Annotated in this window: 16 protein-coding genes and 1 pseudogene; 9 read left to right on the forward strand and 8 right to left on the reverse strand. The window is 61.1% G+C overall.

The window, feature by feature from the left end:
* Positions 1-7 precede the first annotated feature (7 nt).
* Genes G3O00_RS16060 through sctU form a run of 8 tightly spaced genes read right to left on the reverse strand, consistent with a single transcriptional unit; the run spans position 8 to position 8,182 of the window.
* Entirely contained in the window at positions 8-1,171 is a 1,164-nt protein-coding gene (locus tag G3O00_RS16060; protein WP_241025169.1) for a secretion protein SctD, read from the reverse strand.
* Positions 1,172-1,227: 56 nt separating this feature from the next.
* Positions 1,228-2,241 (reverse strand): helicase, encoded by a 1,014-nt coding sequence (locus G3O00_RS16065; RefSeq protein WP_206143570.1) that lies wholly within the window; start codon positions 2,239-2,241, stop codon positions 1,228-1,230.
* Positions 2,238-2,501: a type III secretion system export apparatus subunit SctS gene (sctS, locus tag G3O00_RS16070; protein ID WP_206143571.1), complete on the reverse strand. Its 264-nt coding sequence runs from the start codon at positions 2,499-2,501 to the stop codon at positions 2,238-2,240. Before sctS ends, G3O00_RS16065 begins: the two co-directional genes overlap by 4 nt.
* A gap of 9 nt (positions 2,502-2,510) precedes the next feature.
* On the reverse strand, positions 2,511-3,167 hold the full coding sequence (gene sctR / locus G3O00_RS16075; RefSeq protein ID WP_206143572.1) for a type III secretion system export apparatus subunit SctR: 657 nt from the start codon (positions 3,165-3,167) through the stop codon (positions 2,511-2,513).
* Positions 3,151-4,245 carry a type III secretion system cytoplasmic ring protein SctQ gene (gene sctQ, locus G3O00_RS16080; protein ID WP_206143573.1) on the reverse strand — a complete coding sequence of 365 codons (1,095 nt, stop codon included), beginning with the start codon at positions 4,243-4,245 and terminating at the stop codon, positions 3,151-3,153. Before sctQ ends, sctR begins: the two co-directional genes overlap by 17 nt.
* A 6-nt stretch (positions 4,246-4,251) precedes the next feature.
* Positions 4,252-5,121 (reverse strand): type III secretion system protein SctP, encoded by an 870-nt coding sequence (sctP, locus tag G3O00_RS16085; RefSeq protein WP_206143574.1) that lies wholly within the window; start codon positions 5,119-5,121, stop codon positions 4,252-4,254.
* A gap of 18 nt (positions 5,122-5,139) precedes the next feature.
* Positions 5,140-7,119, reverse strand: coding sequence for an FHIPEP family type III secretion protein (locus G3O00_RS16090; RefSeq protein ID WP_206143575.1), 1,980 nt, complete (start codon positions 7,117-7,119; stop codon positions 5,140-5,142).
* 13 nt (positions 7,120-7,132) lie between these two features.
* Positions 7,133-8,182, reverse strand: coding sequence for a type III secretion system export apparatus subunit SctU (gene sctU / locus G3O00_RS16095; protein WP_206143576.1), 1,050 nt, complete (start codon positions 8,180-8,182; stop codon positions 7,133-7,135).
* Between the two features lie 338 nt (positions 8,183-8,520).
* On the opposite strand from sctU, the gene G3O00_RS16100 reads away from it, so the two are divergent.
* The 9 genes and pseudogenes from G3O00_RS16100 to G3O00_RS16140 all read left to right on the forward strand — a co-directional run bounded on the left by G3O00_RS16100 (position 8,521) and on the right by G3O00_RS16140 (position 16,555).
* A complete protein-coding gene (locus tag G3O00_RS16100) occupies positions 8,521-9,108 on the forward strand; it encodes an HrpB1 family type III secretion system apparatus protein (RefSeq protein WP_206143577.1) in 588 nt (195 codons plus the stop codon).
* A gap of 24 nt (positions 9,109-9,132) precedes the next feature.
* Complete coding sequence (locus tag G3O00_RS16105; RefSeq protein ID WP_206143578.1) at positions 9,133-9,528, forward strand: serine kinase; 396 nt, start codon at positions 9,133-9,135, stop codon at positions 9,526-9,528.
* A 1-nt stretch (position 9,529) separates the two neighbouring features.
* Entirely contained in the window at positions 9,530-10,303 is a 774-nt protein-coding gene (gene sctJ / locus G3O00_RS16110) for a type III secretion inner membrane ring lipoprotein SctJ (RefSeq protein ID WP_206143579.1), read from the forward strand.
* A 24-nt stretch (positions 10,304-10,327) separates the two neighbouring features.
* Positions 10,328-11,071: a type III secretion protein HrpB4 gene (locus G3O00_RS16115; protein ID WP_206143580.1), complete on the forward strand. Its 744-nt coding sequence runs from the start codon at positions 10,328-10,330 to the stop codon at positions 11,069-11,071.
* Positions 11,065-11,979: a type III secretion system stator protein SctL gene (gene sctL / locus G3O00_RS16120; protein WP_206143581.1), complete on the forward strand. Its 915-nt coding sequence runs from the start codon at positions 11,065-11,067 to the stop codon at positions 11,977-11,979. Before G3O00_RS16115 ends, sctL begins: the two co-directional genes overlap by 7 nt.
* A gap of 119 nt (positions 11,980-12,098) precedes the next feature.
* A complete protein-coding gene (sctN, locus tag G3O00_RS16125; RefSeq protein ID WP_241025171.1) occupies positions 12,099-13,400 on the forward strand; it encodes a type III secretion system ATPase SctN in 1,302 nt (433 codons plus the stop codon).
* A 21-nt stretch (positions 13,401-13,421) separates the two neighbouring features.
* Entirely contained in the window at positions 13,422-13,904 is a 483-nt protein-coding gene (locus tag G3O00_RS16130) for a type III secretion system protein (protein ID WP_206143583.1), read from the forward strand.
* A gap of 56 nt (positions 13,905-13,960) precedes the next feature.
* A complete protein-coding gene (sctT, locus tag G3O00_RS16135; protein ID WP_206143584.1) occupies positions 13,961-14,767 on the forward strand; it encodes a type III secretion system export apparatus subunit SctT in 807 nt (268 codons plus the stop codon).
* A gap of 539 nt (positions 14,768-15,306) precedes the next feature.
* Positions 15,307-16,555 (forward strand): annotated as a pseudogene (locus G3O00_RS16140) (IS256 family transposase).
* Positions 16,556-16,734: the final 179 nt, after the last annotated feature.

The following is a 16,734-nucleotide window of genomic DNA, read 5'->3' on the forward strand; positions in this document are numbered from 1 at the left end:
TCGGTTTTCAGTTGTCTTCGTCAACACTATTGCTTTCGAACAGGTGCTTGGTTCCGTCCGGTGTCTCGATATAGCGCAACCCGCCTGTCGCGACAACTTCGGTAAATTCGACGTCGGCGGTCGGCGCTTTGGTTTCCTTGACGTCGATGTCGATACGCTTGATGTTGCGGTCTAGGTCGGCGCGGACACCGGCGATCAGTGTCCGGAAGGTCGTCATTGCGCGTACGTTGCCGGTGACGTGAAATACGCCGTGGCCGGCATAGCTGACGGTTGCCCCCGTTCCTGCCAACGACTGCTGAATGTTCGTGACTACCTGCTGCGCAACGTCATACGCGCGCCGAGCCTTGCCGGGGGCCAATGCATTCATGATCTGCTGTGCCTTGGTGCCATCCTCGTTCAGCGGCACGATGCCTTCGACTGCCACGCCGTCCTTGTGGGGCAGTGCGTGCAAATCGACGAAACCGGCGCGATGCAACGCGCCGTCGACTTCCCCCGCCAGAAAAATCGGATCCGGCTTCACGTTCGCAGCTTCGCTCGACTGCGCGCCGGCGAACATTGCACCAAGCGTGCCGACACCAGCCGTGCATATGAGCGCGGCGGCCGTCGTGCGCCAGTCCATTTTGCGGGATGCGGCCAGGATCGCAAGCGTTGACCTGAACCCAGGCTTGCCGGCTTCTGCTTTTGCTTCTGCTTCGGGCGAAGGCTCGCGGCATCCTGTGGGGGGTGCCGGTGCGTTTGTGTCGTCCCATTCGCACTGGGCGTCTGCTGCGATCGGTGGGAGGGCCGCAGGTTCGGCCGTCTTCCACAGGCCTGCCAGCAGGTCAAGATCGCGCGGCCAGTCGGCACCGTCCGGGCCGACGCAGAACACGACGTCGCCAAAGGGCACCGCGACGAAATCCGCAACCAACACCTTATCGAGGTTTGACGACTCAATAGACGACAAGCCGCTTTCGTCGATTACCAGCTTCACTTCGTCGACGGTCCAGTCGGAGATGCAGATGTCCGCGTCGTCGTCGCCGCTTATCCGGAAGACTCCGCTCGCGAGCGGAATATGGGCTCCGGCGTGAGTTCCTGTCAGTACTCGAAGCGCCTTCATAAACGTCGTTCCCATTGATCCAATGATGGCCGAAGTGCTCGGTTTTCCTTCGCGCTGGCGTTTCGCCAGCAGCAACCGTCAATGTCAGTGTAGGTTCAGCCGTGTAGAAGAGACGTAGGAGAGCGAATTTTTCACACCAAATCCGAAGCTGACGAGGGAGAATCCGCGGGCTGAGACGTGCCGTTGACGATGTCCAGAATGCGCTGCCGGACCATCGCGATCGATTGCTCGCCTTCGGTATAGTCGATGCTGGAGTCGCGGCGTGCGAGCAACGCGTCAAGCGACAGCGCATGCAGTTTCGCGGTGACCGGCGCACGCCCGTCGCTAGGCGCGGACGCCAGCGCCGCGTTCCGGTACGCCTGCAGTCGCGCGGGTTGCCGGCTCTTCACCATGCTTAGCGGAGCGATCATCTTGAGCAGATATGGGACGAGCAGAAGCGGCCCGTCGTGCGGCATTTTCGATAGGAGATCGAGTGCCGCCTTCGTTCCTGCGATCGCCAACGTCGACGATAGGTCCGGTGCACCGCTGTTTGCCTTCGCCAGTAGCTGCATCGGGCTGGGCAGTGTATGCGGCGAGAGTGCACGCATCTTGCCCGGCTTGATCGCGTGAACGCTACCGGTGCGCTTGCGGTCGCCCGGATTCTGCTGGCGCGGCTGCCGATCGTCTTGTCCTTTACCCTGCTTTTGACTTTGCTGCTGTGGGTGGTCACCGCCGCGATTGCGGCCGTGTTCCTGACCTTGGCGTGATTGCTCTCGCTCGCATTCGCGTTCGTGATGACCTTGCTGCCGGTCGCCTTCTCGATGTCGTTCTTGTTCGGAGCCGACGAGATTCAGTGCATGATCGTGCCCCTCGCCGCTTTTCGCGCGCCATTTGCCATACATATCGGCCCGGGGCCGCTGGCCGAGCTTCGCTAACTTCTGCGAGACTGCCGACGGCTGCCGATGCGTGCCGATGAAGGACTTTCCCTTCCAGAAGGCGGCAGACATCTTGTTGTGCAGCATCCGTGCGCGCTGCGCTTTCGTATGTTGAATCTTGATGCGCGCGAAGGCGCCCGACTGATGCGTTTGCTCGGCGTGCGACTCGTTCGCGAGCTCGTCGGTCTGATGATTTTGACGGCCCTGATTACCACGGATACGGGAGTTCATGACGGTATCGCCAAAGTGATAATTTCATTAGCAAAGCGAAGTATTGACGAAGACGCCCATGCGCCCGTTGCGAAGAGTGTGACGACCACGGCGACGAGTTTGACGGCGGAGGAAATACTCTGGTCCTGCAGTGACGTGATCGCCTGGATGAACGACACGGCGAGGCCTGTCACCGCAGCGACGACGATGGCAGGAATCGACAGTGAAAGGCACAGCATTAGCCCTTCGGTAGTCACGCGGACAAGGGTATCGGTTTCCATGGCATTGCCTTAGCGATAGGTCATGATGAGGCCGTGAACCAGTGCCGACCATCCGTTCATCGCGACGAACAGCAGCAGCTTGAAAGGAATGGCGACGTTGGTCGGCTGGACCTGGTTCAGACCCATCGCCATCAAGACGTTCGCAATGACGATATCGACAACCGAAAAGACGATGTATAGTAAGAATCCGATCTTGAAGGCATCGGTCATTTCAGTGAGCGTGAAAGCCGGCGCCAGCACGATCAGATCGTTTTCCTGCAGTTTCGATGCAATGTCCTTGGGCCAGATCAGTGAGGCCGAGTGGACGAAGAAGCGCTTTTCCCGGACGCCCGCGTGTTTTTTCAGGAACTGACGGAACGGCTCCTTAGCAGCGTCGAACACGCTGAGGACGAGTGTCGACGAATCGGCCGTGGGCATACGACGTGTATTCTGCATTGTGTCCATCGCCTGGATTCCTATCGGCGCAATCACATAGGCTGATACGAGTATCGCAATGCCGTTGAGCACCATGTTGGGCGGAACCTGCTGGACGCCAAGCGCATTGCGCAGCAGCCCGAGCACGACCACGATCTTCGCGTAGGAGGTCGCAACCATCGCGACGAACGGAATGAGGCTGATTGCGACAACCGTCAGCAGCAGCCCTGTGAGGTCACTGAATTGAACCATGGCCGCGCGGCAGTTGGGTAAGACGAACCCCGAGATGGTCGCCTACGCTGACCAGTTCGCCAAAGGCGATCGTCTGGCCGTACGTGACGAGGCGTACGCGCGCGTCCGGAATCTGGGTCGGCAATTCGAGCACGTAGCCGGCGCGGAGTGCGGATAGCTGGGCAACAGGCATCGAAACGGTATCGATTTCGAGTTTCAACGGTAGGTCGAGATCGCTGATTCCGACCGGGGAATCGATAGAGTCGGTGAGCGGGGCATTGATTCTCGTGTCGTGACTCACGGTGGGATCCTCGATGAGTGTGAGTGACTGGTGGGTCATGTCGACCTTCGCGCGCAATTGCCGGGTGCCGTAGCATCCCCACGCAAGCTCGACCTGGGCCGGCCCTGCGGCCTGCCGCAGCATGGCAGTGACATGCTGCGCGACGAAGCGGAGGATGACGTCACCTTCGCGCAGCGAGTCGAGTTGGGTGACGTTCATCATCCTTTCCCCGATCGTCACGCGGCCCGGTATAACGATCTCGCTGACGCGCTGCGCATACGGCGTGAACTGTCGATCGACGAAACGCTCGAGCGCATCCAGCCAGCCGGTGTCGATATGCTCGAGCGTCGCGTCGATGCGGCGCTCGCCCAGCCGAAATGTCAAAGAACAGCAGGATTGCGCGCCTGCGTCCGGCGCGCGATCAACCGCCACGACGTCAACGCCGGCAATGCCTAGCGATTCGAATGCCCGGGCTAGTGGGGCGAGCAGCAGTGCGCCGACCGCATGCCGCAGCGCCGCATTTTTTCCGGCATGCGGCGAGAAGACGCTGGTGAGCTCGGGATGCTGTGCGATGTCGATACGCACAGATGCGAGCTGTGTGCACCAGCGCAGTTGCACGATCGCCGCACGATCGGAAGCGATGACGTTGTGTGTCGCGATCGTCCAGCCGGTCAAGCCGTGCGTGTGAGCAAGTGCGGCCTCGAGACGCTCGTCAACCGCGAGCCGATGCTGCCGAGCCGTAGATGCGGCGAACGAAGGCAAGCGGGCCGGATCGAGGGAAACCACTGGCTGCGCACCGTGCGATTGTGGTGTGTTCATTTCAGGTCAGTTGACGATGATCTCGATGCCATACCGGCGGTCGATTGGCGTGTACATGGCCTGCGTTAGGTTGTCGCGAAGCGTTGTTTGATGCCTCAAGATTAGCTGGGCCGAGGCGAGATCGGCCGTTTGAAAACGAAGTGTCAGGTCGAAACGCGAAATCGTGATATCGACCGTGCAGTTCTGCAGAGGTTCGGTATCGATCGGAACCGAAAGATGCCAGTTGCCTTGGCTGAGGACGACCGGATTCGAGCAAAAGTTTCCGATCCTCCGGACGATTGCATCGATCATGCGCTTGCCGGCTCCTGCGTCGGTAGAACGAGCGTCGGCTACGGGTGCCGGCGGCGCTATCGCAAGCGGCATGTCGGCGTGAATGCCTGCATAGCGATCCGTCCGTGCGCAGGCGACGCCGCATCGATTACGGGTACTGTCGTCAGATTCATCGTCAGACTCGTTGCGCGCCCCAGCGCGTATTTCATCTATAGGCGATCGGTCGTTCAAAGCGACAATGGTCGCTAATCCTTCTGTGTCGGTGTCATGCGGTCGATCGACATCAAGTGCGCCGAATGTCCGATGCGACGCGTCGGCTTCGCGCTGCGGCTCCGTTGGCACATGCTCCGGCTGGTCACTAAGCTGTGCGATGAACACCGGCTGCCGGGGAGTGGTCGGCACGTCAATCGGCGGCGGCGTGACAGGGTCGTGCTGCGGCGGTCCGGGCAGGTTAGCGGAACCGGGCGGCTCGGCCGCTTGGGCGAGCAGCTTGCGAAAGTGTTCGGCATGGCGACGTGGATGCGACGGCGCCGTGGCGGACGTCTGCGCCGGACGTGTGGACGAATCCGGGATGATCCGGACACGGTGATGCGAGTCGGTATGCATGGTTGCTGGGGATTCCGGTTATAACTCCAGACGGCCGACTGGTTGCAGATTGACGTGCGAACCCAGCTCCTGGTACGAATAGACGGGAAGCCAGCCGAGGCGCGTCTCGATCATTCGCTTGAGGTAGCGGCGGATGTCCATCGACGCCACGAGCGCGATTTGCTCCTGTGCCGCGTCGCCGACGATGTCCGAGATTTTGGCAACGAGCTCTTCGATCTCGTCGGGCGGCAGCGCGAGGAAGTTGCCGGTCGGTGTCTGCTTGATCGACTGGCGAATATGTTGCTCGAGTTGGACGTCGACTACCACGGCCTGCAGATCACGCGTGCCGCCGCCGGTGGCACGGTAGGCTATCAGCCGGCCGAGCTCCATGCGCGTGTACTCGGTGAGCATCAGCATGTCTTTTTCCTTCGGTCCCCAGGTGATGAGGCTCTCCGTGATGCTGCGGATGTCTCGGATCGGTACCTGCTCTTCGAGTAGCCGTCGCAGGACATCGGCCATTTTCTGCAATGGGAGCGCCTTCTGGACCTCAGTGACGAGGCCCGGATAGTCTTCGTTCAACTGGTCGAGAATCCATTGCGCTTCCTGGATCCCGAGGAACAGATGGGAATGCTTGCGCAGCAGGTAGATGGTGTGTTCCGCGACTACGGCTTCCTGCGTCGGCTCTTTCGCGTTGCCTCCTGCGGATTTGGCCCGAGCAACCGATTCGGCCACCGTCGAACGGCCGTGGGGAACATCGAAGATCATTACTTCGTACGTGTCCTCAGGAAGGGTTGCGTCGGTCCACATCATGATGCCTGGAAATGGCAGGCCGACCTCGGCTTGGAGCGATGCACGCTGCCCGTCGAACGCATTGTCGAGCGAGTCGCCGTCGAGCCTGCGACTAAGGTCTGTCGACAGGCGGACACCGAGCGGGCAGGTAAACGCGGGCGGACGCGGCAGGATCGACGGTGCCTCGCCTTTCGCGCCAGCGCGCTGCAGCGACATGACGGGTTTGCCGCTGCCGGCTCTGTGACCGCCCTGCGTCTTTTGCAGTCGATGACCGGCAAAGGCTAGCGTGGCGGCGAGCAGGAGGAAGAGCGGAGCGGGAAAGCCCGGCACTGCCGCGAATCCCATCAGGAGCAGCGCCGCGAAGTACAGCGCGCGCGAACTGCTCGCGAACTGGCGCTTGATGTCCTCACCGAGCGAAGAGCCGGAATCGCCGTTGCCCTCGTCCACACGCGTGATCATCACACCGGCGGCAACCGATATCAGGAGCGACGGGATCTGCGACACCATCGCGTCGCCGATCGATAGCACGGAAAAGCGATTCGCCGCTTCGCCGGCAGACATTCCGTGATAGGCGACGCCCACCGCGATACCTGCAATGATATTGACCATTGTGATCATCAAGCCGGCGATTGCGTCGCCCTTCACGAACTTCATCGCGCCGTCCATGCCGCCATGCAACTGGCTTTCGATCGCGAGCCGCGTGCGCTTGCGCCGCGCCTCATCGGGCGTGAGTATGTTTGCCCGCAGGTCTGCGTCGATGCTCATTTGTTTGCCGGGCATCGCGTCCAGCGTAAAGCGCGCACCCACTTCGGCGACGCGCTCGGAACCCTTCGCGATCACGATGAATTGCACCACCGAGATGATCACGAAAACGACGAGGCCAACCACGAGGTTACCACCGACGACGAGTTCGCCGAAGCTCTCGATGATGTCACCAGCGTCGGCGTGCAGCAGGATCGATTTCGTCGACGCGATGTTTAAAGACAGCCGGTAGAGCGTCGTGAACAGCAGGACGGACGGGAATGCGGACAGCGATGCGATATGGCCAACGTACATCGTGACCATCAGCAGCGTAACGCTGATCGTGATGTTGATCGCCAGCAGCGCATCGATGATCATGGGCGGTAGTGGCAGGATCATCAAGGACACGATCGCTATCAGCAGTATCGTGATGCCGATTTCGCCGACACCGGGCAGCTTGAAAGACTTGAGCTTGAAAGACTTGAGCATGTTTCATTTCCTATCACGAGGGCTTGAGTTTGAGGCCGTCGACCCACTTCAGGATGGTAGCCACGACTTCGAAAAGCTCCTCGGGAACCGGATGCCTTTCCGGAACCTTATGCAGCATCCGGGCGACGGGCGGGTTCGCAACGATGGGCACACCGCATTCGGTTGCGTAGCGGCGTAGCAAGAGCGCTTCGCCGTCGAGCCCTTTCGCAATCACGATGGGAACAGGGCATTCGACCGGATCGTAGCGAAGCGCGACCGCGTAGTGGACGGGGTTCACCACGACCACGTTCGCGCGGCGCATGCCGCGCTTCGGTTCCTCCTTGGTCATTTCCTGGGCCAGTCGCTTGCGTTCGCCCTTGATTTCCTGGTTGCCTTCGCTGTCCTTGGACTCGCGTTTGACTTCGTCCTTCGACATCCTATTTTTCCGAATGAACTGCCAGTGCTGGATCTTGTAGTCCATCAAACCGATCACGAAAAACACACTGAGCGCAACGGTCGCTACATGCAAAACGACGGACCACAGTACGCTGGAAAGGCGCGGCAGCGTCTGCTGGAGCGAACTCGCAACGATCGGCATCGACGACTTGATTGTTTGCCACATCACCGCGACGAGCACGATGGCCTTCACCGTCATCTTTGCGAGGTCGATCAACGCGGACACGCCGAATATTTTCTGTAGACCAGTTCCGGGGTTGATCGCATCTAGCTTAGGCTCCAGCGCCTTGGTCGAGATTGCGAGGCCTGTCTGCGGTACCAGTGCAAGAAAGGCCGTCGACAGCGTGATTGCCGATATGCCACCCAGAATGGCCGCGGCATATAGGCCGATGTGCGAAAGCGTGAGCGACAGACTCTGCAGCGTCCGGTCACCGCTCGAGAAATCGATCGTGCTTCGCACGATCGAGCGCAGTGTGTCGAGTAGGTAATGTTGGCCGGCTGACAGCGACACAACCATCGCACCGAGCGTCGTGGCGTCCACAAGATCGCTGCTTTTCACGACTTGCCCGTCTTCTCGGGCTTGGTTGAGTTTTTTCTTGGAGGGCTCTTCAGTTTTCTCGTCGCTCATGGCGAACGTCCTCTGCTGACGTGGAAGGCGTGCTGCCGGAGCGCACATGCATGGATGACGTTACTGACGGTCGAGCCGAACTGTCGGCGCGGATGCGAAGCCGGGATGCTTGCGCCGAAGCGATGGGCGCGATCCGTGGCGCGGGACGGCGGCTGGCGCGCGCGCGACGGGCGCAGGTTTCCGGGAGATCATGGTTCGGTTTGGCTGCTGCTTCGCAATTCGGTGTAAGTCTTCGTGCGGACCGGGCGGCGCATACTCGCCTTTGCGTAACGTAGCGGTGACAGAGCGCGCAAGGATTGCGCACTGAATCGAATCTGATTGCCATTTGGGGAAAACGGATGGACGTTACAGAGAGCCGGTCTCCGTGTCCGGCGGCGGTTGTCGGCTCGCTCGTGGATCTGACAGGTGCTGCATTTGCGCATCATGGGATATACGCCGGCGTGGATATCGACGACATCGATCATCTTGTTTCGATGCTGCATTTATTGCGCCCAGGGAACGTCGAATTTTCCTTTTTCGACGGCTGGCTGTTAATGCTCCGGGACGAATGGAGCGAAGCCGAGGCGCTGTTCCGCAGCCAGGTGCGGCAATCGGTCTGTTTGCCGGCGAGCCAGGGCATGTTGATGAAGTGTCTGGCTGTCCGCACTGAGTTCGGGTGGCAGGACGAGGTGCGCGAGATCCTTGCAGGCGTCGGGGACAAGAGCGTACACCGCCTCGGCAAGCTTCTACTGGCGGGCGACGAGTTGAAGCGGGCGGCCGCTTCGGTGCGGCGCGGTGGCCGCTTCGTGCCCCCGGAGTCGATCCTCGAGCTAGAGGAGCACGGCGGCGAACAGATGGGAGAGGCGGCCAATGCGACAACGGCCGGCGCATTCCAGCCGTCGTCGACGTATGACATGTTGATGGCGATGCAGTACTTGCGGATCTGATATCGGCCTCATTGGAGAGTGCACATGAGCATGGCGATGGCATTGGAGGCACATTACAGCGTCACTGGTCTGGCCGAATCGGCGGCGCCGGAGGCTGCGCTTGCGCCGCAGGCTCTGATCGACAAATTCCAGGCGACGATGGAGCACGCGAGTCCTTATGCCGCACAAAGCGTGCATCACGGCGAACGCGTCGATGTCGTGTCGAGGGCGATCCAGGATCAGGCCGACTATTACCGGATGGTGCCGAACGACGTTGTGTACATGGCGCAGCATGCGAGTACGCTGCCGATGGAGAAATTAGCCGCGGCGGACATGACGGTCCAGCTCGAACTCGCCAGCCTGAACGCAGATATGCAAGTGAAAATGGCGACCGTGCAGTCGTCGAAAGACTCTGTGCAAACCCTGATGAAGAATCAGTGACATGACTGCGACCCTCATCCAAAACCCGTTGCCGCTGCGCTGGCGCCGCCGACTGCTCGTGGCCGTATTGACAATTGCACTCGCTGCATGCAAGCAGGAGTTATACGGCCAACTCAACGAGGCCGATTGTAATGAAATGGTCGCGGCGCTGCAGCAGTTTGGCGTAGACGCCGAGAAGGCGACACCAGATGGCGGCAAGAGCTGGTCAGTGAAGGTGGGTAACGGGGAGATGGTCCGCTCGATGGAGGTCCTGCGCTCGCGAGGTCTACCGCGCAAGAAGTACGACGATCTTGGCGTATTGTTCAAGAAGGACGGCATGGTATCGACGCCGACCGAAGAGCGTGTGCGATTCATCTATGGGCTGTCGCAGGAGCTTGACGATACGCTGTCGAAGATCGACGGTGTGGTCGTTGCGCGGGTGCAGATCGTGCTTCCGAACAACGATCCGCTCGCACAGTCGGTGAAGCCGTCGTCGGCCGCAGTTTTCATCAAGTATCGGCCGGATGCGAGCGTCGAGACGTTGACGCCGGCTATCAAGAATCTCGTCGTACATAGTATCGAGGGGCTGACCTACGATCAGGTCAGCGTGACGTCCGTGCCGGCAGACACGCTTGATATCGGCACGAAATTCGACCGGCCAAGCGACTCGCGGCTAATCGCGGGGACGGCGTTCGGCGTCGTGTTGTTGATCATTGCCGGTGCGTTGTGGATGCTGCGCGGCAAGAGCAATGTGATTGCAAAGCTGCGCATGCCCAGTCGCAAGAGCGCGGCATGACGGGGGCGCGTCAGCGAAACGGAAATGAACGCCCAGGACGAGTTGGCAGGCGATGTGACCGGAATCGGCGAGGAATCGGGCGCAGCGGTCGCAGCCGGCGAAGATTTTCAGCAACCCTCGTATGAGGCGCATGCCACGATCGCCGCGCGTATCCTCGAACATCATCGTTGCCGGCGAAAACTGTTCGAATGGATGCATCCAGAACGACTTTCCGCGATCCCATACGCTAAGCACCTGCAAGGCAGAAGCATGGGGGAGGCAGCCGCGCTGGCGGATGCGTGGTTGGTCGATGCCGGCCTGCCGGTACCGCCGCTCGCTTCGTTCGTTGGCCCTGCCGCCGCGCTTGCGGTGCTGCCAGTGGCCGACTGCCTTTCGTTGTTCCGGTTGCGCGCGCTGCTCGATCGCGTAGATGACGTGCGTACGTGGATCGACCGGCCGCGTCGTCAGGTGCTCGATGGCTGGATCGGCTCACACGGCAGGCGGCTCTTGATTGGCCCACAGCGCCTGTTGGTGGCCGGCGTGACGCCGCTGGGCCGTCGGCCGACGCTGAGCACAGTCGATGGCGACGCGCTCGCGTGGTCGGGATTCAGGCTGTTCGAGCGGGAGTGCGGATGGGCGCCCGACGGCCCGCTTGCGTTGTTGCAACTCGCGATGCCGGTATTGCCCGAGTCTGCTGCGCAGCAGCTACTGTCCGTGATGCCGGACGGAAGCCCAAGCTGGTCGATCCTCGCGCAGTTGCCCGTACTGTTTCCGGAGCGATCATGGTGATCTGGTTGCGCAATCCGAAGGCAGAGGGGGCCGGTGCCGGTGCCGGTGCCGGTGCCGATGACATCGTGCGTGCAGGCGAACTCTCGACGCTGGTCGACGTCGATGCCGCGTATGTCGAATTGCAAGAAATACGCGAGGAGGCCATCCAGATGGCTCGCATCGAAGCAGGAGCTATCGTCGAGGCAGCGACGGCCGAGGCCACCGGAATCCTAGCCGCAGCACGGCGCAAATACGACGGCGCGGCAACGCTCGGTTACGAGGCCGGTTTCGAGCAGGGGCTTTCCGAGTGGCAGGAGCGCGCGATGCGCGCACACGCGGCCGCTCAGACGCTTGGCAGCCGTCGCCGCGAGCGGCTGGCGCAGCTAGTCGCGCTTGCAGTCGAGCAGATCGTCTCTACCGTGGATTCGACGGAGCTCTTTGCGCGCGCGGCTAGCACGATCGAGCAGATTGTCGCAGATGGCAGCCCCGTCCGTTTCGCCGTGCATCCGGCCGACCTGCCGGCGGCGCGAGCCGCATTCGACGATGCCGCGCGGCGGTGGCGCGAGGCCGGCATCGCGGTACGCTTGTTGCCGAGCGGCGATACGACGCTCGAACGCGGTGCATGTGTGATCGAGACGGATCTCGGTGCACTGGATGCGAGCCTGCCACAGCAGCTTGGTGCGATGCGCGCGGCATTGACACGTGCGATGGAGCAAGTTCCCGAGGCGGAGTTCGAAGACGAGTTGCAGGTATTGCCGGATTCGGAAACCGGCATCGCGCTGGATGATGCCGAGGACAAGCATGGTTGCATGGAGGGCAATTGGCCGGCCGGGATAGAGGATGGTCCGGAGTACTGTCGATCCGAAGTACAAGTGTACGAGGATGTCGGCCGGGACGGCGAAATCTCGTTCTCGACATTCAATGGATGACATGCATTTGCGAACAGGAGGCAAGCGACATGATCGACCGTATCGACGCTCGACAGGATGCCGTGATTCTGGACACCGCCGATGGCTGGGGAGACCGGAATGGCGGCTTCAGCAACCTGATGAATGCGATCGAGCGCGAGTTTCGCGCGAGGCCCGCGCCGGCCGCCTACGGAAAAGTACAGGAGGTGGTGGGCACGCTGCTGCGGGTTTCCGGCCTCGACGCAACGCTCGGGGAACTCTGCGAACTGCGTTCTCCCGAGGGCAAGCTGATGCAGCGCGCGGAAGTGGTTGGCTTTTCGCGCGATATCGCGTTGTTGTCGCCGTTCGGGCGTCTGGGCAGCGTGTCGCGTGCGACGCGCGTGATAGGCCTGAAACGCCCGCTGTCGCTGCGCATCGGCAATGGGCTGCTCGGCCGGGTGATCGATAGCCTCGGCGAGCCGATTGACGGCAAGGGCGAACTCGACTGTGACGAATGGCAACCGGTGATCGCGGACCCGCCCGATCCGATGTCGCGGCCGGTAATCGATACGCCGTTGCCGACTGGTGTGCGTGTCGTTGACGGGATGATGACGCTTGCCGAAGGGCAGCGGATGGGCATCTTTGCACCGGCTGGCGTCGGCAAGAGCACTCTGATGGGCATGTTTGCGCGCGGTGCGCGCTGCGACATTAACGTGATCGCGCTGATCGGCGAGCGTGGCCGCGAGGTACGCGAGTTCGTCGAGGACATTCTCGGCGAGGAGGGCATGGCGCGCTCGGTGGTTGTCTGCGCGACGTCCGACCGGTCGTCAATCGAGCGTGCGAAGGCAGCATACGCGGCCACCGCAGTTGCCGAGTATTTCCGTGACCGTGGCATGCGTGTGCTGCTGATGATGGATTCGCTGACCCGCTTTGCGCGCGCGCAGCGTGAGATCGGGCTCGCGATGGGCGAACCTCCGACCCGGCGCGGGTTTCCGCCGTCGATCTTCGCTGAATTGCCGCGCCTTCTCGAGCGCGCCGGTCGGTCAGCGCATGGCTCGATCACGGCGTTGTACACGGTGCTCGCTGAGGACGAGTCGGGTGGTGACCCGATTGCGGAAGAGGTGCGCGGGATTCTGGACGGCCACATGATCCTGTCGCGCGAAATCGCTGCGCAGAACCAGTATCCAGCGATCGACGTGCTTGGCAGTCTGTCGCGGGTGATGTCCCAGATCGTCGATCGCGAGCAAGTTGCGGCTGCAGCGCATATCCGTCGGTTGATGGCGAAGCATAAGGAAGTCGAGCTGCTGCTGCAGGTGGGCGAATACCAGTTTGGGATGGATGTGCTGGCCGACGAGGCGATTGCCAAAGTGGATGCGATCCGATCGTTCCTGGGGCAGGCAACCGACAATCTGGTCGACCCGCAGGACACGATCGCGATGTTGTACGAACTGGCTCAATCGTAGCCGGTGCATGCGGAGGGGGAGATGAAAGACAGAAAGGTTATCGCGTTCGAACGTGTGCTGTCGCGTCGGCAGCAGCAGGACCGGAAGCTGAATTCCGCGCTGACGGGGCTGGTGGGCGAGTCGACAATGCTGGCCGATGCACTTGCAGTGCGTCGCGATGCGGCCGATCTGCAGGCGGCCGAACTCGCGGGCCATGACGGCAAGATCGACGCGATGTTGCGCGGCGTGCGCTTCCGCGCAGACGATCTGTTGAAGTTACGCGATTTCCGCGCCCATGCGGCGGAGCGGCATGCTGCGCTGGAGGCGCAGGCGGATCATGCACAGGCTGCGCTCGACGAAAACGCCGCGCGGATCGTCGACGCGCGCGCGCAAATTCTGCGCAACCGGGCTCGGATCGATATCTATGTGATACGTCGAGACAGGCTGGTTCGAAACCTGGAGCTCGCAATCGAGGATGCAGAGGATGACGAGATATCTGAAATGCCACGCCGCATGCGAGTGTGAGTGGGCGAACGGCTGGCGGTTGTCTATTTTATTGTCTGTTTCCTGCTGCGAAAGCGATGAATGAATTGAGCTATGCGTCGATCGAATCCGGTCATGATCTGGTCCGCTATCTGGTTGTCCTCGGCCTGTGCAGCGAGCGGCTGATGGTGTTGATGATGATGTTTCCGCCGACGTCGGATAATGTGCTGCAAGGGCGTCTGCGGACAGCGCTCGCGCTGCTTTGGGGAGCGTTCGTTGCATTCGGCCAGCGCGGTCTGCTCGGGCAAGGCGATTCGATGATCCTGGCAGGCATAGGGTTGAAGGAGGCATTGATCGGCCTGGTGCTGGGTTTCGCGGCATCTACGGTGTTTTGGGCCGCGGAATCGGTGGGCACGTATGTCGACGATCTGACAGGCTTCAACCAAATACAAATGCAAAACCCTAGCCTGGGGCAGCAAACCTCATTGACGGCGGCGCTGCTGAGCCAGTTTGCGATCGCTGCGTTCTGGTGTCTCGGAGGCGTGACGTTTTTGCTCGGTGCGGTTTACGATTCATATTCCTGGTGGCCGATCGACGATCTCGCGCCGGTGAGCGTCAAGCTGATCGAATCGTTCGTGCTGGCGAAGACGGATTCCTTGATGGAAATGGTCGCGAAGCTTGCGACACCGATGATCGTGTTGCTGCTACTGATAGATATCGGTTTTGGCTTCGCGGGCAAGGTCTCGCAGAAAATCGATCTGCATTCGCTAGCGCAACCGGTGAAGGGCGCGTTGTCGGTCCTGATGCTCGCATTGATGGCAGGCATTTTTATCGACCAGGTGCGGGATCAGCTGACGCTTGCAAATGTCGGTGTCGAGGCAAAGGCGATATCACATGCCAAATGATATGGCACGTGTTGGGGAGGAAGGCGATGCCGAAGGTCGCCGGTTGCCAGATGGGTCATCGGTTAGTACCGTCGCTTCGGATTGCGTTGCTTTTTGCATGGATCTGGATCGCATCCGGTGTCGGGGACATCATCGAAGTAGCAGCCCAACTCGTTAGGAGAATGACACGGCTATCGGAAGGATCAGTGGAACGTCCGGGGGCATGCAGACGGCTTTCGCCCGACTGAGCAATGGAGTGGCTCAAGTGCCCACCGCGCGAACGGCGCCTCCCGCGTCCGGCGGAGTACTGGCGGGGATGCCGGCGCGTCCACCGAAGCCACCGCAGCTTCAGCAGGGTTTGGTGCCGCCGGTACCGCCGAAGTCGCAGGAGCTTCAGCAGGGTTTTCTGCCGCAGGTACCGTTTCAGCAGGGTTTGCTGCCGCCGGTGCCGCCGAAGCCGACCGATTGGTTGGCTAGTGCGAGTGCGTCACTGCAGTCGCCGTTCCAGGGCCTGTCAGTAATTTCGTGTTCAAGGCATATGATGCTGCGAAGGAGGATGTATGCCTCGCAAACCGAAAGCCAAACCGGTAGACCTGCCGGCCATTCCCGCCGAGTTGCTTGAGCAATTCGGCAACGGCCCGATGACCGCAGACGCGATCAATGCCGCGACGCTGGCCCTCAAGAAGGCGCTGATCGAGCGGGCGCTGGGTGGCGAGATGAGTCGCCATCTCGGCTACCCGCCAGGCGCTGCCAAGCCGAGCGCCGTGACCAACCAGCGCAATGGCACGGGCGCCAAGACAGTCCTGACCGAGGACGGCCCGATCCGTATCGAGGTGCCTCGCGACCGCGACGGCAGCTTTGAACCTCTGCTGATTCCCAAACACGATAGACGCTTCGCGTGCTTCGACGACAAGATCGTCGCCATGTACGCCCGGGGCATGACTGTGCGCGAGATCCAGGGATTTTTGCAGGAGCAATACGGCACCGAGGTTTCGCCCGATTTCATCAGCTCGGTCACCGACGAGGTCATGGCGAAGTGACCGCCTGGCAAACACGGCCGCTCGAGCCGATGTACCGGTCGTGTTCTTTGATGCGCTGCGGGTCAAGATTCGCGAAGACGCCGTGGTCCGCAACAAAGCGATCTACCTTGCACTGGGTGTTCGACCGGACGGCACACGCGATATCTTGGGTTTGTGGATCGAAAGCACCGAAGGCGCCAAGTTCTGGATGAAGGTGTTCAACGACCTCAAAACGCGTGGCGTCCACGACATCCTGATCGCCGTGACCGATGGCCTCAAAGGCATGCCCGAGGCGCTGACCGCCGTGTTTCCGGCGACCACGCTGCAGACCTGCATCGTTCACTTGATCCGCGACAGCCTCGATTACGCGAGCGGGAAAGACCGTCGAGGATTAGCCGCCGTGATTCGCCCGATCTACACCGCGCCGAGCGCTGAAGCGGCTCAGGCAGAACTCGATGCCTTTGCCGACGGGCCATGGGGCGAGAGATTCCCGACGGTCAGTGCGGCGTGGCGCAACGCCTGGGATCGTGTGATTCCATTCTTCGCGTTTCCGCCGGCGGTTCGCAAGGTCATCTACACTACGAACGCCATCGTGAACATCAACTCGCAGCTGCGCAAGATCATCAAGACCCGAGCACACTTCCCGACCGACGAGGCTGCCACCAAGCTCATCTGGCTGGCACTGCGCAACATCACTGCCGATTGGGGGCGTGCGGCTCATGACTGGAAGACGGCGATGAACCAGTTCGCTATCCTCTACGAGGATCGATTCGTTCGACCATCCGTGTGAATCTCAACCCGCCTTGAACACGGAAATTCTGACAACCCCATTCGCTCCAACAATTCCCGCCCCAGCCGCTTCGCATCCCTGTACCACACCTCGCATCGACGGCGTGCTCCATGCCGCTTGCTTCCAAACTTTGCCATCCCTCCTCAATCGAGTGTTCCAAATGGCAGATCCTTTCAATA

This window comes from Burkholderia sp. Ac-20384, from assembly GCF_017104605.1.
GTDB classification, from domain to species: domain Bacteria; phylum Pseudomonadota; class Gammaproteobacteria; order Burkholderiales; family Burkholderiaceae; genus Burkholderia; species Burkholderia lata.